The following is an 18,108-nucleotide window of genomic DNA, read 5'->3' as shown; positions in this document are numbered from 1 at the left end:
ATCTCCTTAACTATCTCTTCTTCCTTCTCACACCAACTGAGGAGCCTTTCCTAAATGTTGACTTTGTCCTCTGTCCCCTGACAGGTAGTCCAAGTTCGTGTCTCCTTCCCTTGTAGCTCCTTGTTTTCCTCATCCTGTTGAGGTCCTCTCTGAGGCACATTTCGAGGTCAGATTCTATGAGGTGCTTGTCCTCGCCTGTCTCGTAATCGTTACGCCTGTTGATCATCCATGATGGGATGTTATACTTGGCAGGGTTCTTTATGGCCTCTTCAAGTCTCTCTATTTCCTCATCGGAAAGGTAGCCTATTCTCTGATTGAGATCGTATCCTGCTGACATGATTATTGCCCTTGAAAGAGCCTTACCAACGCCCTTTATACTTGTAAGGGCATTTTCCATGGTCTTATTACCATCAATGTCCTTTCTGGCAATACGAACCATATGTTTGAATTCTTCTTCCATTCATTAACCTCCAGTAAGAGTGAATTCGCGGGACGGGGGTTTGCGAATTCTTCATAAGAGTCGTAGGTGCAACAGGGTTGCTTTAACCGACGCCGGGACTGGGATTTGAACCCAGGAGGAGCAAAGCTCCACAAGATTTCCAGTCTTGCGCCTTACCTGGCTAGGCTATCCCGGCACAGGATGTATCATATAACTGTATATTATGACATCTATTTAAGTATTGCTGCCGTCGGTTTCTAGCGCCACATCCTCGGGTAGGTTCCCGGTTCCATGAAGACCTTGCGGGTTTCAATAACAAGACCACCATCTGCCGCTGCAATATCCAGTGCAGACATGGATGCCTCGCCAACACCCACCAGTTCGCCCTTGAGGGTCATTATGGCGACGGTGTCCCCCCAGGCTATGTTATCATCCAGTCCGGCTATACCGCCACGTGCAAGATCAGCGCCATGGCATATTGCATCAACCGCCGAGTCCAGGATAACCACACGGGGGAGGTGACCCACTGCAAACTCCATGGGGAGGATGCACTCCCTCAGGAAGGTCTCATCTCCATCCTCAACCCAGAACTGGTATGCGTCCTTGAGATCATGGAGTGTCACAAGGCCCTCCTCTGTGAAGGGTCCCACGGCTGTGCGTCTGAGTTCAGCCATGTGGGCACCTGCACCAAGGGCCTCGCCAACATCGTGGCAGTACTTTCTCACATAGGTCCCCGCCTCACAGGCTATCCTGAAGAGAACATCCTGACCATCCACCTCCAGTATATCCACACGGTAGATTGTTCTGACGCGGAGATCCCTTTTAACTGCGGATTTGAGTGGGGGTATCTGGAATATCTTCCCCTGAAATTCCCCCAGGACCTCCCTTATTCTTTCCTCATCCACCTCCCTGTGGACCCTCATGAGGCAAACGTACTCCTTAGGAGCCTCCAGGAGGAGCTGCATGACCCTGGTGGCCCTGTCTATTCCCAGGGGGAGCACACCAGTAACCTTCGGGTCGAGTGTGCCGCCGTGTCCCACCTTCTCCACGTGGAGCATGTCCCTGACCCATGAATCCACCTGATGGGATGTTGGACCTGAGGGTTTATCAAGGTTCACAACACCCATGGATATATGGGCCTCAATGTCCCGTTCAGCCGGTGGGCACCCGTAGTCAGGGTTTGTGGTGGCCTCCTTTAGTTCAATGAAGTTTGCCATGAGGGATACCTGCAAAAAAAGAGGTGGGTTTATTCCAGGGATTCAAGTTCCTTCTTTATCTCCTCAATATCATCTGACTTGAGTTCTATCTTATTCTCAGTGGGTTCGAGGTGGCTCACGTTGCACCTTCTATTTTTAACGTTAACACCCACAACTTCAACGAAGTTTTTGTCGATGATATCGAGTATCACGCATTTTTCACCGGCTTCTCTTCCTGCGGTTTTTACACATACTCTTCCAACTTCTATTGCTGCCATTAAATCACCTCAGTAACTTTTAGTATGATGTCAGCCACGCCCTCGGCGTCAAAACGGCTGGTGTTTATCACAATGTCATATACCTCAAGGTCATCCACATCTATTCCATGAATCTCCCTGTACCTCTGGGCCTCGCTCCTCTCACGTATCCGGATCTCCTCTCTGACCGTCTCTATGTCCTTTGATTCCCGGACACTTATGCGCTGGGCCCTGACATCGAAGGGCGCTATGAGGAGCACCTTAAGGTCGGCCCTTGCGAAGTGGGCAGAGAGTCTGCCCTCAAGTATGAGGTCCTCGTGTTCATCTGCAAGTCTGGCCTGTCTCCTGTCAATTTCAATGTCAATTTCAGGGTTTTCCTCTGCAATCCTGCTGAATTCAAGGATGTCAAGTTCCCTCTCAGCAGCCATCTGCCTGAAGACATCTCCAGCAGATACACAGGGGATACCCATCCTCTCAGAGAGTATCCTGGCGACTGTCGTTGTGCCGGTTCCTGCCAGACCACCGATGGTTATGATCATTATGACCTTGCCTCTTTTTTAAAGACTTTGCGTGCGCAGCTTGAGCAGTAGTAACCACCGTATGGTCGGTTGGGCCTCTTCTTGGATTTTGAGAGTTTTCTTATCTCGTAGGGTCTTCCTCTTGGAACACCGTGGAGTGGCTTTCCGCAGCCAGCACATACATGCTTTGAAGGTTTCTTTCTGCGGTAATGGGTAACTGTCCTTCCTCCAGGTGTTTTCTTGAAGATTCTCTTATATGATCTGGATCTGTATCTTAACTCTGGCATTTTTATCTCTCCATAACCTTACATTCCACCTTTAAGTCCCATGAATTTCCTGAATATCTGGGACATGGCAAAGGAGCATAATATGTACCATCCGAGCCATCCTATGGCATAGGATGGGGCGTTTGGTGGCATGCCATAGAACATGTGCCACAGGGGGACAAGGAGGACGTAGTATGCAATCTGGGGTAATATGACCAGTGTATTGACTATGTGTGGCTCCTGTCCCATCCAGTAGAAGACAAGGATTATTGGTATGAATGTGACTATCATCGGCTTGAATGACATGGTCATCATTTCGCGCTGCTTATCCATGAACTCCATCTGTTTCTTCTGGATCTCCTCCAGTGCAGCCATGTCATTCTTCTTCCTTGCCTCCATCATTTCCTGCTGGAATTCCTGCATCTCAACCTTGAGTTCCTCCAGCCTCTCCTGGTCCACAAGGAGCTTGTTGGCCAGGGTTATTACGAAGGCCACGATGGCCGATATCAGGAAAACCGTTAAGATGGGGTTCTGTGGATTCGGGTCCATTGCAATGAATGGGCCGAAAACAGCATTCAGCGCCCCGTAAACAATTTCAAGCACCATTTTATTTTCCTCTTTACCTTACTCCAGAACGCTTTTCATCTCACTGACTGCAGACTCAAGCTGGTTGTTATGGTTCTTAACTATTTTAACCGTTGCGCCTGTGAGTGTTGCATAGGCCATCGCAGCGGCCCTGTTCATCTGCTGATGCAGGTCAATCTCCTGCAGGGACTCCACATCCCTGTCCCTTGTTTTGTCACTTATTCTCCTTGTGAAGATCTCCTCTGCATCGGCTTCAACAAGCACAAACATGTCAGGTTCCAGTTCCTCAAGTACCCATACTGGAAGACCTGGCAGAAAACCAGCGGGCGTCTTTATGGTGCAGTGTGTGTCGACGATTATATTATTCTCCAGTGACCTTTCTCTTATACTTTTCGCAGCAGCCCTCTGTATATCCTTCTGAACCTCAGGTGGGAGTGTCCTCATCTGATCCCTGTTTTCAACGAGGCCCTTCTCAACCGCTATTTCAAGCATGACGTCCCCGTAGTTCACATTGAGATAGTCAAGCTCCTTAAGGGTGTTCTCAAGGACCGTTGTGCTTCCTGAACCAGGTATTCCCGCAACTACAACAACCTTCATGGTACCACTTCCGATTTAGTTCTAATCACCCAGGAAGCTTCGAAGTATCGGGTGCATGTCCATGAGCTGTTCCTGGGCTATCTCCTCATAGAGTCTGTAAACTATACCCACGGTGAGAAGTACACCTGTTCCTCCACCGAGTGAACCTGTGAGGTCAGCCACGAATGCAAGGAGCCCCACAAATGCTCCACCAAGTATGGTTATGGTGGGTATGTAGCGTTTAAGTATCTTCTCAAACTGGCCCCTGCTGCTCCTGAAGCCAGGTATCTGCATACCCATCTGGTACAGCTGCCTCGCAACATGCCTCGGGCCGATGTTACTTATCTCAACCCAGAGCCAGGCAAAGAGGACACAGAGTCCGATGAATACAACCGCATAGAAGACGACCCTGAAGGGGTCGAGTATGAGGGCGTCGATGGACCTGGGGGCTGTCAGGAGATATGCCAGCCCATCAACTGCCTGTCCATTGCTGACGGTACCCAGTATGGGGTATCCCAGTTTCTGGAAGACATTGGCAAGGAGCTGGACGTTGAGGAGGAGGGCGCTTGTGAGTATAACCGGCATGTTACTTGCGTATATGAACCTGAGGGGATACTTTCCAACAGCACCCCTTGAGAGCCTCTTACCCCCACCCATGGATATGGGTATCTCAACACGCATACTCTCCGCGTATACAACCACAAGGAACACAGCTATGAGGGCCAGTACAGGGAGCACATAGTACTGGAAGTCCGGTGACTGCCCTGTGAATAGGAGGTAGAGGAAACCTGTTATTCTACCTGCAGGCACCCCTGGCTGGGTGGGTGCTGAGAGCGGGTTGAATGCACCCACGATTATCTCCTGGGATACTCCCGCTGCGATGAATAGTCCGACACCGCTACCGAATCCCCACTTGGAAACCACCTCATCAAGGAATATTATCAGTATCCCTCCGATGGTGAGCTGGAGTATGAGGACCCAGACAAACTGTGGAGCTGATGGTGCCAGTGACCCTGTGAGTACGAATATCAGGGCCTCGAAGAATGTGAATACAATGGCAAGGAGCTTCTGCAGTCCCTGGAAAAACGCCTTATCCTCATGCCTCGAAAGGTCAAGTTTAAGGATCTTACCCCCTACCAGGAGCTGGAGTATGATTGATGCTGATACTATTGGACCTATACCCAGGGTGAGTATTGAACCAAAGTTTCCTGCGAGCACAGCCCTGAGCTGGGCAAACTGGTCCACTGCATTTGCACTCAAACCATAAAGGGGTATCTGGGCCAGGAAGAAATAAAGGACAAGGATTATGCCCGTCCATTTGAGTTTCTCCCTGAAGGGAACCCTGTAACCAGGTGACTTTACCTGGGGCAGGACTGAGAATAGGGGTTCAAATTTTTCCTTCAACTGCTCCACTCCTTGTCAGCTGGTTTCACTCTATGACTTCAGCCTTTCCTCCGGCCTCTTCGATCTTCTCGGTGGCGCTCCTGGAGAACTCGTATGCCTTGAGATGGACGGGCCTTGTGATCCTTCCGCTTCCGAGGACCTTTTCAAATCCAAGGTCGCGGACATCCAGCACCACCATTCCGTCCTCCTCGGATGCAACTCCCCTCTCAAGGAGTTCTGGTATCATTTCATCCAGGTAGGCCAGGTTAACTGTTTCCAGCCTCTTTATGAGTTTCTGGGGCCTCTTGAAGCCGTATTTCCCGAAGTGTTTTGGGTCGTACTTGACTATCCATGTCCAGTGGTGTTTGTGCCCACCGGCCTGTCCTCTACCACCGCGGTGACCTGCTCCCCTCCTCTTCTTGGAGCATCCTCCACCGACGGTGCGTGAGCCCCTCATCCTTGTGATCTTTCGTCTTTTTCTGATCATGAGTGATTCCTCCTAGATCATCCTTTTCAAAAGGTCATTTATCTTTTCGCCGCGATATCCAAGGCTTCCGCCCTCATTGAAGGCCTTTTTTATGCCTTCGTATCCCTTTCTTGGGGGGTGCAGTCTGAATACAGGTTTTATTCCTGCTTCCTCAAGTTTAACCTCGCCGCTGAAGACGGCTGCAGCAAACTCATCGACGGAACCGTAAGCGGTTTTCTCATTTATGTACTCATCGGTTATCCTGTCTCCCCCGATGAGTCTTCCCCTCTTCCTTATCATGGCTGTCAGGGTTTCCTGGTCGACTTCACCCCAGGTTATGTAGTCCTTGGCCTTCTGGAGCATGCCAAGGTAGCTGGGTGTGTCCTCAACCAGGACGGCGTGGTTTATCCTGTTGAGCCTTAACATTTCCATGGTGTCAGCTATGTCCCTTCGAACACCTGCTGATCCCCTTACCCTTACTACTGCGAACATCTAGAATCACCTTCAGGTACTGCAAACACCGAGGTTCTTAAGGTCCTTCTCGCTTGCCTTTACTTTGCTCAGCTGTTTGAGGGCGTCGAAGGTTGCCCTGGCGAAGTTAACTGTGGTCTGTGTCTGTCCACGTGTATGTGACCATACATCGTCTATACCTGCAAGTCTCATTATGGTCTTGCCCACGTCACCTATTGCGAGTCCAACACCACCAGGTGCGGGTATGAGGGTCACGCGGACACTGCCGCTCTTACCGGAGACCTTGAAGGGTACGGTGTGTTCCCTTCCACAGACACATCCCCAGTCACCGCATCCTCTTCTGACCTTTATTATGTTGAACTTTGCATCGTCAACTGCCTTCCTGATGGCGGGACCGACCTCCCTTGCCTTACCCTGCCCGAGTCCGACGTAACCGTCCTTGTTACCAACTGCAACAATGACCCTGAAGTTAACCTTTCTCCCTGACTTGTGCATCCTCTGGACAAGGTTGACGTCGATAACTTCCTCCTCAAGGTCAGGAAGCAGTGCATCGATTATCTCAAGTTCCATTATGGGGTGTCCCTCTTCAAAGATCTCATCGATGCTTGTTATGACACCCTCCTTTACAAGGCGTCCCAGCTGGGTCCTTGGCTCCCATTCCTCCATGTTGAAGTTCATAATCATACCTCTTCATCTATTCTCTTTTTGATTTCATCAAAGTGTTCCGGCAGATCCACAGGGGAAAGACCCCTTTCAAGGTACTTTGAAAACCTCTTCCGGAGTTCTTCCTCATCAAGGGATTCTGCGTACTCCATTATGTGTTCTCCCCTGATTCTTGATTCATCGGGCAGCACTGATTCACCGTGGGGTACATTGAGTCCTGCGTCAACAGCCCCCTTGAGTGCAGCGAATACCTTTGAGCCCCTGATGGCTGGTCTCAGTCCTATGTCAAGGACAGCCTCCTCTATACCCTCCTTCAGAGCCCTTTTACCGCACAGGTAACCTGTGAGGTAGGCTGCTGCTGTGTTGCTTGTACCTCCAAGCCATCCCATTTTCTGGAGCTGTTTTGAGTGGGCTGAGACAAGTGTTTCGTCTCCGTTCATGCCCACGTTGATTATCTGTGCAATAACGTGATATGTCGTTATCCTGACGACGAGCCTTGATTTACCTGTTTCTACCATTTTGTAGCGGGCCCGGTAATCAGTTTTACCTTCCCTTCTTCTTCTAAATGCCAGCTTGTATCTTGGTCCATGTGCCAATCAAATCCCTCCTACCTGAGCATGTCGTGGTCCCGGGCATAGGTCTTCATGTAAGATTTGCTCTTAAAGGCTCCGCCCTTGGCCATCTTGTACAGTTTACGGTAGGTGCTCTTGTTTATTTCGCGGTTGTCCCTCATCTCCTTGAGGTCCTTTCTCAGTGCCCTTATGGTGGTCATCCACTCATCCTTTTTGGGCCTTCTGGCACCCTTTGCACCCTTTATACTTCCAGGTCCCCTTCTTCGTCCCTTCTTCTTCTGCTGGGCTATCTTCTTTGACCTGTAGCTGCTTATACCCTTCTTGGGTTTGGCCTTTATTGCGCCATCCTTTATTAGCTGCTTCACACCGTCCCTTGTTATTGCCCTTGAAACCTCATCGATCCTTTCAGGGTCTATCCATATCCTGTTAACCCCTACCTTGAGTATGTCTGCAGCTAATCTCTTCTGAGTAGTAAGATTCATTCAAGAAACCTCCTTGTATTCAGCATTTGCTGATAAACCCGAAAAATTTCAGGTATCCCCTTAAAAAGTTTTTTCGCTGGACTGGAAAATATGCCCCTTCCAGTCCTCCCTACGGGTTGAGAACCTTGATGCCGAGTTCCCTTGCCTTCTCAAGCATCAGGGTTTTTTTCCTGGCCCCCACAGCTGAAGCTATTCTTGCAGCCTGTTTTTCAGGGTCCAGTGCCTCAAGTTCCCTCATGTTGGAAACCAGGACATCCTCGTATCCTGATGGGTGGAGACCCCTAACTTCACTGGGTTTCCTGTAGCCTATTGCAGGCATAGCGGGTTTACCCTTTTCATACCTCCTCATTTTGCTTGTTCTGCCCCTTGGTCTCCTCCATTTTTCCCCTAATTTCTTGTATCGGGCGTATTCCTGTCTTTTAAATTTTTTCCTCATCGAATCACCGTCCCTATTCCTTGCTCACAAGGTATATGCCGTCCTGGAAAACCCTTGGGTCCCTTCCCTTGATTTTGGTGGCCTGTTCGATGTTGGCCATGGTCTGTCCCACGTGCTCCTTGTTGATACCTGTTATCTCAACCTCATCGCCCTTGACCTGGACCTTTGTGTCACCAACGATCCTTGCGGTCCTGGGGTGGCGTTCACCGAGGAAGTTCTCAATGACAACCTTATCCCCTGCCACCTTCACACTCATTGGAAAGTGAGCATAAACTATCTTCATGCGGTATCTGAAGCCCTCGGTAACACCTGTTATCATGTTGCTTATGTGGGCCCTGACGGTCCCTATCATGGCCTTATCCTTCTTTTTAGGGAATTTAACCTCGAGAACCACCTTGTCATCTTCAACAGCCATCGATATCTCTGAATGGTTGAATTTTCGGGAAAGTTCCCCCTTGGGGCCCTTAACGGTGACGCCACCATCGATGGTGACATCCACACCATCAGGGATGGGTATCTCTTCCCGGATTAGAGCTGCTAGAACCATGTTATCACCTAGTAGACATATGCCAGCAGTCTACCACCAATACCCCTGTCCTTGGCCTCTTTATGGGTCATTATTCCCTCAGGGGTTGATACGATTATTATCCCGAAGTTCTTAGCTGGCAAGTATCTCTTCTCAAATTTCTCGAATTCGTCCTTCTTAACTGCGTGCCTGGGTTTTATAACTCCACAGTGGTTTATGTTTCCCTCAAGTTCAACTATGAATTTCCCGGCCCTGCCGTCGTCAACGTATTCGAATTCACCGATATAGCCTTCCTTCTGCATTGTCCTTAACACTCGCCCTATAAGTTTTGAGGCGGGGGTTATCCTGCACTTGACATTACCCCTTATCTCATTGTTTCTTATGTTGGTCAGGGCGTTTGCAAGAGGATCCATAAGAGTCACAGTAAACACCTCTTTTAGTTGTACTTTTTAAACCCTATTTTAGGTGCGAGTTCCCTGAAGCACTGCCTGCAGAGCATTAACCCGTATCTCCTGACAAGGGCAGAGTGATCCCCGCATCTTGAGCATTTCCTTGATGCCTTTCCATATTTCCTTGGCAATACAATCACCTTCAGACTATTTTAACCTGGAATTTTTCCTTCATGAATTCGATTGCCTCTTCGCGGCTGACCCTGTGCTTCTGAGGAACCTTCCTGCGCTGTATCCTTCGCCTGTTTATCCTGTGACCTGGCTTCTCAAAGGTGACAGAAAGGTTCATACCAAAGATCCCTATCTCAGGGTCGTATTTCATTCCAGGTATGTCTATGTGTTCATCTATACCCATCGAAACGTTACCATACTCATCAAACTGGCTGGCCTTTAACCTGTTACCTATTCCCTCAAGGAACATTTTGAGTACCTTCTCGGCCCTTTCACCGCGGAGGGTGACCTTGCATGCGATGGGCTGTTTCTTCCTTATACCGAATTCAGGGTTGGTGACCTTTGAGTGTGTCCTCACTGGTTTCTGGCCGCTCATCTCCTCAAGAAGCCTCTCGGCCCTTGCAAGCTTTTCACCGCCTTCACCAACACCTATGTTAAGGGTGACCTTGAATATCCTTACTTCCTCCATCGGGTTCATCTATTTCCCTCCTGGAAGTGAGATCACTGACTCGTCCTTTCCTATGACGAAAACGTAGTCCTTGAGTGTCAGGAATGTCTTGCCTGCACCGGTCTCGATGACGGCTGTGTTTGGCATTGAAGACCTTGTTATGTTTATCTTCTTGATCTTGCCTATTTCACCGGTGTGCCGTCCGCCTGTCACAAGGCCGAGGCTGTCCTTCTCAAATGGTATCCTCTCAAGGATTTCCTGTTCGGGTATTGAGAGCTTTACAACGTCTCCCACCCTGAATTCATCATCTGAGAGGTAGTTACGGCCGTCATGGAGGTTGAGCTGGGTCCTGCCTCCCTTAATGGTTGTCTTGTTCACTATCTTGCAGAGTTTGAAGCCTGCGTTTTCCTCATCTATGGGGTGGAGAACCAGCCTTCCCCTTTCATCAGGGAGCACCCTGTAGACGTCTCCTGTCCTGGGTATGCTGACAACGTCCATGAATCCGACCGGGAACTTGTAGTTCTTCCTTGGTCTTCCATCCACCAGGACCTCTCCACTGTTTATTATCTTCCTGGCTTCCCTTGCATTGTCTGCAACCTTCAGGATGTCCCTCACAATGATCATGAGAGGCAGTGAGTTCTCAATAGCGTGGGGACCTGGAGATGGTTTAACTGTCCATTTGTATTCCTTGGGATGAATTGGCCAGTGAACCGGTGATTTGAATCGTTTAAGATGTTTTCTTGATGCCATTATTGCCATTTTTATCCCTTCCGTTCTAAGATTTTAATTCTTTTCTCATCGTCAAGGTTGAGGTCAACTATTCTCAGGTTTGATGGGTGTAGCGGGAAGTAGACTGTTGTCCCATCAACTTTCTGTATTGTGGCCCCCTCAACGTAAACCCTGTACCTCTTGAGGTCCACCTTCTCAACCTTACCTTCATGTCCCCTGAAGTCACCCCTGAGAATCTCAACCTTGTCTCCCTTCCTTAGGGGCAGGGACCTTCTCCCATACTCTTCCCTGAGTTCCCTGCTGAGATTTGCGCTCATCATCTTTCGACGAGCGTGTAATGGTGCTTCATAAATGTACTTCCTCTGCTTTCTGGGCTGTTTTGACATTCTATCACCCTTACACTATTATGCTTGCTGCGCTTCCCACACTGGGCCACCTGTCAGCAGCTTCCTTTGCAACAGGACCCCTTATCTCTGAACCCTTGAGGACTCCCTCAGGACTCACTATAACTGCAGCGTTATCCTCGAATTTCACCCTCAATCCATCGGGCCTTCTGTATTCCTTTTTCTGCCTTACAATAACGGCGTTGAGGACCTCTCTCCTCATGTCAACTGTTCCCTTCTTTACGGAGACAACAACCATGTCGCCAACACCTGCTGCTGCAAGTCTTCTTCGAACACCCTTGTATCCCCTGACTGAGATTATCTCGACTTCCCTTGCACCTGTGTTGTCGACGCACTGGAGTCTGGCCCCTACAGGTAATGCCCTGGTAACCTTGGATGCTATTGCCTTCATTTTACTCTTCCCCCTTCACCTCGACAACAACGAAGTTCTTGGTCTTGCTGAGGGGTCTGCATTCAGCAATTTTCACTGTGTCCCCTACCCTGACATCTATGCAGTCAGGTTTGTGGGCCTTTATCTTGGATTTCCTCTTTTCGTATCGTTCATATTTGCGTATAAATTTGTAGAAACTCCTTTCAACAGTCACTGTCCTTTCTGCCTTGTCACTGACTACGGTTCCTTCCAGTATCTGACCCCTGAGGGGGAGGTCACCGTGGAAAGGACAGTTAGGATCACTACATTTAGATTTAGGTTCTGGAACATCAATGCCGACCATTCTATCACCACTATGGTTTTCTAAATTTCTTCTTTATTCTCTCCTCAGGACGAGCCACCAGAGCTCTACCATCAATCTCAACAAGTTCACCCTGCGGTGTTCTGAAATGGAAGACGGCTATTCCCTTTGGAACCGTTATTTCCCGGCCGTCATCCATTTCGATTCTAAGGGTATTCCTGGTTTCATCCACGACTCTTCCCGATATTCCCTGAATGTCCCTGTGAACACTCCTGGCTATTCTCACAGAAAGGCCAATAAGCTCATGCCTGAAAATATTCCTGGGGGTTATCAAGGTAACCCCTACCTTATCTCAATCGTATCTGATGAAAAGCCCATATCTGCCAGAACTTCCTTGACCTTCTTCTTATGATCCCCCTGAAGTTCTATCTGGCCTTTCTTGGCTGTGCCTCCACAAGCACATCTTGCCTTCAGTATCTTAGTGAGCTCCTTTATGTCTATATCGTGTTCATCGATGCCCTCAATGATGGTCATCACTTTACCGAATCTTCGCCTCACTGTGTAGACCTTTAGTGTCTGAACTTCGCGTGCTATTTCCTCGCAGACGCAAAGTTCTTCCGGAAGACCACATACATCGCAGATTTTCATTTATTTCTCCTTCTATTTTTCATTCATGATGGTGAGAACACGGGCTATTGTTCTTCGGATTTCCCTCATCTTACCGGGGTTCTCATGGATCCCGGCAGCAGCGCTCTTGGAAATGTACCGGGCGTATTCTGCCTTGAGTTCATCCAGTTTCTTCTGGAGTTCCTCCCCATCCATTTCCCTTATCTCTTCGCTCCTAAGTATCGCCATTTCAATCCCTTTCTATTATTCACTGATATGAATCTGTCCATATATATTATTTTTCAGATTCTTCACCATCTGCGTCCTTCTTCTCTGCCTCAGTGTCTTCCAGGTCCTCAACCTCCTCGAGATCCTCAACCTCCTCAAGGTCCTCGATCTCTTCCAGGTCCTCAACCTCCTCAAGATCTTCAACAACCTCTGAGGCCTCTGAGGTTTCCTCTGCAGGAGTTTCAGTGACCCTTGGAGCCTCTATTTCAACCTTGTCAGGTAGAACAACATCAGGAGGCATTATACGTACGTATACCCCAAGAACACCTGGTTTGAGCTGTACAGTGGCAAATCCTTCCCTTACATGCTTGACTGATGGTTCACCGCATTTCTTTATGTAACCATCGGTGAACTTTGCTGTGGCTGAACGGGCACCCCTTATCTTACCTGAAATGGTGACCTCAACACCCTGGGCACCTGCAGCCATGATTCTCCTCATTGTGGTGTATGCGACTCTCCTAAAGTGCATACCCCTCTGGAGCATTGCAGCTATCTTGTGGGCCATTATCTTGGGGTTGAGTTCGGGGACATCAACCTCCTTGACCTCAACCTGGGGGTTCTCAAGGTCGAACTTGTTTTTGAGTTTCTGTGTTATGGCCCTCACTGTCTTACCGCCACGTCCGATGACCATACCCGGCCTCTCAGCGTAGACCACAACCATTGTACCCATTGGTGTGACCTGGACATCCATGCCACCGTATCCTGCCCTTTCAAGTTCCTTTTCAAGGTATTCGTCTATCCTTGTCCTTCTGAGACCTTCAACGACAAAATCTTTTTCTATCAAAATTTATGCCTCCCCCAGAACTATCTGAACGTGTGTTGTTGGTGTGTTGAATGGTGTGGCCCTTCCAAAGGCCCTTGGAATCCAGCCCCTTATAACTGGCCCCCGGTGACTGGATATGTGGATTATCCTGAGTTTCTCTGTGTCGAGTCCCTTGTACTCTGCGTTGGCCTCTGCGTTCTCAAGGACCTTGAGTATCTGACCTGCTGCCTTCACAGGGTAACGACCGCTGGCCCAGCCATTGAGACCCCTCCTGTGGCCGACCTTCTTGTTGTATCTCTTGAAGGCGACTGGCCTCTCCATCCTGATGACCTCTTCAAGGTACTTCTTGGCCTTTTCGAGTTCCATTCCCCTGATCTCCCTGCAGATCTCCACTGCGTGCTTTGGTGATATCTTGAGGTGAGTCGCTGATGCCCTGGCTGTTCCTGACCTGTCTTCCTCTTTATAAGCGTATTTAACCTTAGCCATTGTCTAGTCTCCTTATTTAAGAGGCACGAACATTGAGGATCTTGTAGCTCCCATACCGGGATCTCCGTGCTCAACCTTCTTCCTTGTGGGTGCAAATTCACCGAAGTAACAGCCGATCATTTCTGGCTGGATCTTGACCTCCACAAATTCCTTACCATTGTGGATACCGAAGGTCATTCCAACCATCTCAGGAAGCACTATCATGTCCCTGCAGTGTGTCCTGATGACCGGTGGCCTTCCCTCAGTCTTTCCCTCTTTCTTTATCTTCCTTATCTTTTCGAGTACCTTCTTCTGCCTTGGTAGGAATCCCCTTTTGAGGGATCTTCTCTGCCTTGATGGGAACAACTTGATTACATCGTCAAGTGGCATCTCCTGCAGTTCTTCCAAGGTGTAGCCGCGATACCTAAACTCTTTACGTGCCAATAGGTCACCTCCTTATTTATCTCCTTTTCCCTGTTCTTCTGGCAGCTATTGAACCAACCTTTCGTCCTGGAGGAGCATGCCTTGAGACGGTTGTTGGTCTTCCAGGATGCTGTCTGTTTCCACCACCGTGAGGGTGATCAACTGCGTTCATTGCAACACCCCTGACTGTGACGGACTTCTTACCCTTTGCCCTGAGGGCATGGTACTTCTTACCGGCCTTGAGGAATGGTTTCTCCCTTCGACCTCCTCCAGCAACAACGCCAACGGTGGCCCTGCACTGGGGGTTGAGTGCCTTCAGTTCACCTGATGGGAGTTCAATAACTGCCTTGTCAGCGTCATGGGTGATTAGAGAAGCGTATGTTCCAGAGGACCTTACGAGTTTTCCTCCGTCCCCTGGTCTGTTTTCGATGTTGTATATGGGTGTCCCCTCTGGAATCTCACTAAGTGGAAGTGAGTTTCCTGGTTTAACCCTTGCCTTCACTCCGCATTCAACCTCTTCGTTGAGCATTAAAGCTTCAGGTGCGAGTATCAGGCGTTCCTCACCGTTTTCAAATTTAACACGGGCAACGGGGGCTGTCCTTCCAGGGTCGTGCATTATATCAACGACCTTCCCCTTGAGGGAGCCCTCACTCTCAATGGAGTCATAGGCGCGGTATTTTATTTTGCCCTTGAAACGGTGAGATGCACTTCTGTAGGTGGGAGTTCCCCTTCCTCTCCTCTGTGATATTAACCTTTTTCCCATCCGAATATCCTCCTGGTTATTTTTAGAATACTCCCAGTTTAACCGCTATGTCCTCTGCACTGTGTTCCTTGGCCAGTTTTATGTAGGCTATCTTCTGGCCCCTGGGAGTTACCTGTGTGTTGACCCTCTCAACCTTAACTGCGAAGAGCTCCTCAAAGGCCCTCCTCACATCCTTCTTTGTGCTTTTCCTCATAACCACAAATGCCAGTTCATTGTTCTGATCTATAAGGTTCATGCTCTTCTCTGTGACATGTGGCTTCATAATAACAGCATATGGATCCATAATATACACCGTCACTCCTTCTTTACTGGAATAGTTCATCAAGTTTTTCTATTGCTGATCTTGTAAAGACGGTCAGTCTTCCAGGATGTGTTCCAGGGGCCAGTAGCTCTGCGTTGAGGTTTTCCACCCTTACCACGTCAACGCCCGGGTGGTTCCTCGCACCCCTTGTTATCCCCTTATCGTCTCCAACGACTATGAGGGGACCCCTGGGTGTCCTGTACTTTCTACCCCTCATCTTTCCCTTTCCTGCTCGTATCTTTTTGCCTTCCTTCGCCCTTACAATGTCGTCCATGATTCCAAGTTTCCTGAAGACTTCCCTTGTATCGGCGGTCCTTTTAATCATGGAGAGTTCGTCGTCGACCACCAGTGGCAGCTGGGGTACGTTCTCTATCCTGTGACCCCTTGCCTCCACAAGGTCCTTCCTGGCTGTCGCTGCAACTGCGGACCTTATTGCAAGTCGCCTCTCCTTCCTGTTTATCCTTTCATGGTAGTTCTTCTGGGGCCTTGGGGGGTGAGCCCTTCTACCGCCCACTGCCTGTGGAACAAAGGCGGCCCTTGAACCATTCTTTATACGTGGAACCATTGCAACGCCGCGTCCGGCACCATAGGACTGTGCAGATGTCCTCTTACCTGCCATTGGATCTGGACCCCATGGCTGTACCCTTGCTGTCTGTGCTGAGAGGACAGCCCTCTTTATGACGTCGGGTCTGAATTCTTCGTTGAAAATTTCAGGAAGTTCCATCTCATCTATGGCTTCACCTTCTAGGGAATAAACCTTAATCTTCATTTTGAACCACTCTTATACTCCTTGTTTTGATGCTGTGCTGATGTAGTTTATCTGGGGTGCTTCTTCCTGTTTACCTGCAGCCCTTATGGCCTTCCTGAGAACCACGAGCCTCTTTGTTGGGCCTGGAACTGACCCCTTAATCATGACGTAATCGTTCCTGACTAACCCGTATCTTACAAAGCCACCATCAGGGTTTACAAGGTCGGCCTCGCTGGCGTCACCGATCTTGAGTATCTGTTTGTTGTACTCGGTCCTCCTGTGGTAGCCCATCTGACCTGCCTGTGGGACGGTCCACATGGTCCTTGATGGTGTCCATGGACCCAGTGAACCTATGTGTCTTCCCTTACTGCTCCTTGCAGCCTTACCGTACTGTATCCTTATACCCCATCTCTTGACAGGACCCTGGAATCCCTTACCCTTGGTCACGGCTATCGCATCAACAAAGGCGCCCTCAGAGAATATCTCTGACGCCCTGACATCCTTTCCAAGGATCTCAAGTGCATATTCAAATTTCTCCTCGGGGGTCTTGCCGCCCAGTCCGCACTCGAATACCTCGGGTTTCTTTTTGGGAACACTTGCAAGTCGTGGGTTTGTGTGGACTATGACCCTCACATCTGCAACGTACTCCATGTTTGATCTTATCTTCTCAATGGCGGCTTCCTGGTCGTAGTCATCTGCAGGTGGGGTGAGTTTCCTCCTGAGGTCATCCTTTGTCTCTGTTGCGAGGACCTCGCCTAGGGTCTTGAGACCCCTGCTGGTCTTTTCGTAGGTCCTCACAGCCATCACTGTCAGGGGTGGAACCTCAAGGATTGTGACGGGAGTTGAGACCTCCATCCCCTCTGTGGGGGAATTCTTCTGGTTATCAACCATCATGACATGTGTCATCCCTGCCTTGTAACCTGCGAGGGCGAGGAGTCCTGGCTCATCCACCTGGGGCCAGGACTTGACCCTCGGGGTTTCCCTTGCCGCCCTTTTCCTTGGACTGAATGCAACTGATCCTTTTCTTGGTTGATGATGTCTAGCCATTTAACTTTACCTCCTTACATCATTCATCTTTTTCATCAATCTGAGTTAGCATGTTAAATACTGAAAGAGTAGCTAAAACAGCCTCTTCAGTCCTTACAGTTTCAGTACACTGACCTGGAAGGGTGTTAACCCATATATCCGCGTCGATCTCTGGTAATCCCTTGTAAGGACCGCCAAAGAGGATGGCCGCCTCGCGGGCCCCCCTCATCCTCGTTTTTACTTCATCCAGAATAGAAGTAATGGGCGAAGCTTTCCTGGATGTTGCCACGACAACATCGGCACCTAATGTTTTAAGGCTCTCTGCGAGGTTCCTCCGGGTATCCAGTACCTCGTATCCCCAGTATCTATCGTCTGGTTCATCGGGCTCTATCAGTATTTCCTTACCCAACCTGACAACCCTGAAACTCATTATCCTATTCACTGTCAGTTTTTCCCTGCACAGTGCAAGTTTATCTGCGCCAATATCCACAAGAGTTCCTTTCTTTACCCTTTTAACTGTCAGTCCCTGTCTGTATTCACCAGTAACGGGTTTTCCGGTTGGGTGATGGGGAGTTCTCAGAGGTGGGAGTATCCCCACATGTTTCAACTCCCTCATTATCGGGAAAACCTTCCTGCGAAGGTATTGAGGTGTATCCATATAAGTCAGGATATCCCTAATAAACCTTGCCTCTCCATCTGCATCATCGTGATAGATCACTATACGCTTAACCCCGAATATCGAAGCGGCCCGTGCAATGAGACCCACCTTGTAGGTCTTTATTTTGAGATCCCCTGTCTCAGCCGTCAGTGAATCCGGGATAAATATGGACAAATCTACTCTATTCATCTATTAATATCTGTCCGGATCTATTTATAAATATTTCCACAATGCAGACTGGGCAAGTAAAACCACAGACCACATCGTATCAGGGCATACAATGTGAGCGGATCCACCGCAGATTGCAATAGGTACTAAAAATTGTATGGTATCCATATTTAAACTTTCCGCTGGTGAGG

General features: G+C 49.1%; 33 protein-coding genes and 1 tRNA gene. All 34 read right to left on the bottom strand.

Translation table 11 applies throughout. The annotated features are described in order from the left end of the window. Nucleotides 1-10 precede the first annotated feature (10 nt). The gene (locus tca_RS00170) at nt 11-460 is read right to left on the bottom strand and encodes a 30S ribosomal protein S13 (protein ID WP_010875675.1); all 450 of its coding nucleotides are present in this window, start codon (nt 458-460) and stop codon (nt 11-13) included. 90 nt (nt 461-550) lie between these two features. Continuing rightward, a tRNA-Ser gene (locus tca_RS00165) sits at nt 551-635 on the bottom strand. Nucleotides 636-696: 61 nt separating this feature from the next. Further along, the gene (locus tca_RS00160; RefSeq protein ID WP_048060731.1) at nt 697-1,656 is read right to left on the bottom strand and encodes an RNA-guided pseudouridylation complex pseudouridine synthase subunit Cbf5; all 960 of its coding nucleotides are present in this window, start codon (nt 1,654-1,656) and stop codon (nt 697-699) included. 29 nt (nt 1,657-1,685) lie between these two features. Beyond that, nucleotides 1,686-1,913, bottom strand: a complete 228-nt coding sequence (locus tca_RS00155; RefSeq protein ID WP_115892765.1) for a 50S ribosomal protein L14e — start codon at nt 1,911-1,913, stop codon at nt 1,686-1,688. Further along, a complete protein-coding gene (gene cmk, locus tca_RS00150) occupies nt 1,913-2,431 on the bottom strand; it encodes a (d)CMP kinase (protein WP_115892764.1) in 519 nt (172 codons plus the stop codon). The genes tca_RS00155 and cmk overlap by 1 nt, the downstream gene beginning before the upstream one ends. Beyond that, the gene (locus tag tca_RS00145) at nt 2,431-2,697 is read right to left on the bottom strand and encodes a 50S ribosomal protein L34e (RefSeq protein ID WP_010875671.1); all 267 of its coding nucleotides are present in this window, start codon (nt 2,695-2,697) and stop codon (nt 2,431-2,433) included. The genes cmk and tca_RS00145 overlap by 1 nt, the downstream gene beginning before the upstream one ends. Nucleotides 2,698-2,715: 18 nt before the next feature. Continuing rightward, on the bottom strand, nt 2,716-3,282 hold the full coding sequence (locus tag tca_RS00140) for an EMC3/TMCO1 family protein (RefSeq protein ID WP_010875670.1): 567 nt from the start codon (nt 3,280-3,282) through the stop codon (nt 2,716-2,718). Nucleotides 3,283-3,300: 18 nt separating this feature from the next. After that, nucleotides 3,301-3,858, bottom strand: a complete 558-nt coding sequence (locus tca_RS00135) for an adenylate kinase (RefSeq protein ID WP_048060730.1) — start codon at nt 3,856-3,858, stop codon at nt 3,301-3,303. Nucleotides 3,859-3,879: 21 nt separating this feature from the next. Continuing rightward, on the bottom strand, nt 3,880-5,250 hold the full coding sequence (gene secY / locus tca_RS00130) for a preprotein translocase subunit SecY (protein ID WP_269899391.1): 1,371 nt from the start codon (nt 5,248-5,250) through the stop codon (nt 3,880-3,882). A 16-nt stretch (nt 5,251-5,266) separates the two neighbouring features. Continuing rightward, entirely contained in the window at nt 5,267-5,707 is a 441-nt protein-coding gene (locus tag tca_RS00125; protein ID WP_010875667.1) for an uL15m family ribosomal protein, read from the bottom strand. A 12-nt stretch (nt 5,708-5,719) separates the two neighbouring features. Beyond that, nucleotides 5,720-6,178 (bottom strand): 50S ribosomal protein L30, encoded by a 459-nt coding sequence (gene rpmD / locus tca_RS00120; protein WP_010875666.1) that lies wholly within the window; start codon nt 6,176-6,178, stop codon nt 5,720-5,722. Between the two features lie 12 nt (nt 6,179-6,190). Next, nucleotides 6,191-6,835, bottom strand: coding sequence for a 30S ribosomal protein S5 (gene rpsE / locus tca_RS00115; RefSeq protein ID WP_192961070.1), 645 nt, complete (start codon nt 6,833-6,835; stop codon nt 6,191-6,193). Nucleotides 6,836-6,837: 2 nt separating this feature from the next. Beyond that, complete coding sequence (locus tca_RS00110) at nt 6,838-7,416, bottom strand: 50S ribosomal protein L18 (RefSeq protein WP_010875664.1); 579 nt, start codon at nt 7,414-7,416, stop codon at nt 6,838-6,840. An 11-nt stretch (nt 7,417-7,427) separates the two neighbouring features. Then, nucleotides 7,428-7,874 (bottom strand): 50S ribosomal protein L19e, encoded by a 447-nt coding sequence (locus tca_RS00105; protein ID WP_010875663.1) that lies wholly within the window; start codon nt 7,872-7,874, stop codon nt 7,428-7,430. Nucleotides 7,875-7,983: 109 nt separating this feature from the next. Continuing rightward, nucleotides 7,984-8,310 carry a 50S ribosomal protein L32e gene (locus tag tca_RS00100; protein WP_010875662.1) on the bottom strand — a complete coding sequence of 109 codons (327 nt, stop codon included), beginning with the start codon at nt 8,308-8,310 and terminating at the stop codon, nt 7,984-7,986. Between the two features lie 13 nt (nt 8,311-8,323). Continuing rightward, on the bottom strand, nt 8,324-8,857 hold the full coding sequence (locus tag tca_RS00095; RefSeq protein ID WP_269899390.1) for a 50S ribosomal protein L6: 534 nt from the start codon (nt 8,855-8,857) through the stop codon (nt 8,324-8,326). Between the two features lie 8 nt (nt 8,858-8,865). Beyond that, nucleotides 8,866-9,258 (bottom strand): 30S ribosomal protein S8, encoded by a 393-nt coding sequence (locus tag tca_RS00090; protein ID WP_048060728.1) that lies wholly within the window; start codon nt 9,256-9,258, stop codon nt 8,866-8,868. Between the two features lie 14 nt (nt 9,259-9,272). Beyond that, nucleotides 9,273-9,425, bottom strand: a complete 153-nt coding sequence (locus tag tca_RS00085) for a 30S ribosomal protein S14 (protein ID WP_010875659.1) — start codon at nt 9,423-9,425, stop codon at nt 9,273-9,275. Nucleotides 9,426-9,427: 2 nt separating this feature from the next. Further along, nucleotides 9,428-9,934, bottom strand: coding sequence for a 50S ribosomal protein L5 (locus tca_RS00080; RefSeq protein ID WP_010875658.1), 507 nt, complete (start codon nt 9,932-9,934; stop codon nt 9,428-9,430). Then, nucleotides 9,935-10,663, bottom strand: a complete 729-nt coding sequence (locus tca_RS00075) for a 30S ribosomal protein S4e (RefSeq protein WP_010875657.1) — start codon at nt 10,661-10,663, stop codon at nt 9,935-9,937. A gap of 2 nt (nt 10,664-10,665) precedes the next feature. Further along, nucleotides 10,666-11,019: a 50S ribosomal protein L24 gene (rplX, locus tag tca_RS00070; RefSeq protein ID WP_010875656.1), complete on the bottom strand. Its 354-nt coding sequence runs from the start codon at nt 11,017-11,019 to the stop codon at nt 10,666-10,668. A 10-nt stretch (nt 11,020-11,029) separates the two neighbouring features. Then, entirely contained in the window at nt 11,030-11,428 is a 399-nt protein-coding gene (locus tca_RS00065) for a 50S ribosomal protein L14 (RefSeq protein ID WP_010875655.1), read from the bottom strand. A 1-nt stretch (nt 11,429) separates the two neighbouring features. After that, nucleotides 11,430-11,750 (bottom strand): 30S ribosomal protein S17, encoded by a 321-nt coding sequence (locus tca_RS00060; RefSeq protein ID WP_010875654.1) that lies wholly within the window; start codon nt 11,748-11,750, stop codon nt 11,430-11,432. A gap of 10 nt (nt 11,751-11,760) precedes the next feature. After that, entirely contained in the window at nt 11,761-12,042 is a 282-nt protein-coding gene (gene rnp1, locus tca_RS00055) for a ribonuclease P protein component 1 (protein WP_010875653.1), read from the bottom strand. A gap of 8 nt (nt 12,043-12,050) precedes the next feature. Then, nucleotides 12,051-12,356 carry a stress response translation initiation inhibitor YciH gene (yciH, locus tag tca_RS00050; RefSeq protein WP_010875652.1) on the bottom strand — a complete coding sequence of 102 codons (306 nt, stop codon included), beginning with the start codon at nt 12,354-12,356 and terminating at the stop codon, nt 12,051-12,053. Between the two features lie 12 nt (nt 12,357-12,368). Beyond that, on the bottom strand, nt 12,369-12,563 hold the full coding sequence (gene rpmC, locus tca_RS00045) for a 50S ribosomal protein L29 (RefSeq protein ID WP_010875651.1): 195 nt from the start codon (nt 12,561-12,563) through the stop codon (nt 12,369-12,371). A 46-nt stretch (nt 12,564-12,609) separates the two neighbouring features. Beyond that, nucleotides 12,610-13,386 carry a 30S ribosomal protein S3 gene (locus tca_RS00040; RefSeq protein ID WP_286708910.1) on the bottom strand — a complete coding sequence of 259 codons (777 nt, stop codon included), beginning with the start codon at nt 13,384-13,386 and terminating at the stop codon, nt 12,610-12,612. Between the two features lie 3 nt (nt 13,387-13,389). Further along, nucleotides 13,390-13,851, bottom strand: a complete 462-nt coding sequence (rplV, locus tag tca_RS00035; RefSeq protein WP_286708909.1) for a 50S ribosomal protein L22 — start codon at nt 13,849-13,851, stop codon at nt 13,390-13,392. Nucleotides 13,852-13,863: 12 nt separating this feature from the next. Beyond that, the gene (gene rpsS, locus tca_RS00030) at nt 13,864-14,274 is read right to left on the bottom strand and encodes a 30S ribosomal protein S19 (RefSeq protein ID WP_115892756.1); all 411 of its coding nucleotides are present in this window, start codon (nt 14,272-14,274) and stop codon (nt 13,864-13,866) included. A 16-nt stretch (nt 14,275-14,290) separates the two neighbouring features. Further along, nucleotides 14,291-15,016, bottom strand: coding sequence for a 50S ribosomal protein L2 (locus tag tca_RS00025; RefSeq protein WP_010875647.1), 726 nt, complete (start codon nt 15,014-15,016; stop codon nt 14,291-14,293). 22 nt (nt 15,017-15,038) lie between these two features. Further along, entirely contained in the window at nt 15,039-15,299 is a 261-nt protein-coding gene (locus tag tca_RS00020; RefSeq protein ID WP_048060727.1) for a 50S ribosomal protein L23, read from the bottom strand. A 22-nt stretch (nt 15,300-15,321) separates the two neighbouring features. After that, complete coding sequence (gene rpl4p / locus tca_RS00015) at nt 15,322-16,086, bottom strand: 50S ribosomal protein L4 (protein ID WP_115892755.1); 765 nt, start codon at nt 16,084-16,086, stop codon at nt 15,322-15,324. A gap of 12 nt (nt 16,087-16,098) precedes the next feature. Further along, a complete protein-coding gene (gene rpl3p / locus tca_RS00010; protein ID WP_010875644.1) occupies nt 16,099-17,112 on the bottom strand; it encodes a 50S ribosomal protein L3 in 1,014 nt (337 codons plus the stop codon). A 19-nt stretch (nt 17,113-17,131) separates the two neighbouring features. Further along, the gene (locus tca_RS00005) at nt 17,132-17,938 is read right to left on the bottom strand and encodes a putative RNA uridine N3 methyltransferase (RefSeq protein WP_286708908.1); all 807 of its coding nucleotides are present in this window, start codon (nt 17,936-17,938) and stop codon (nt 17,132-17,134) included. Between the last annotated feature and the right edge of the window lie 170 nt (nt 17,939-18,108).

The organism is Methanothermobacter sp. EMTCatA1 (genome assembly GCF_002356395.1).
GTDB classification, from domain to species: domain Archaea; phylum Methanobacteriota; class Methanobacteria; order Methanobacteriales; family Methanothermobacteraceae; genus Methanothermobacter; species Methanothermobacter thermautotrophicus.
The sequence above is the reverse complement of the archived record's forward strand: the minus strand, read 5'-3'. Positions and strand labels throughout refer to the sequence as shown.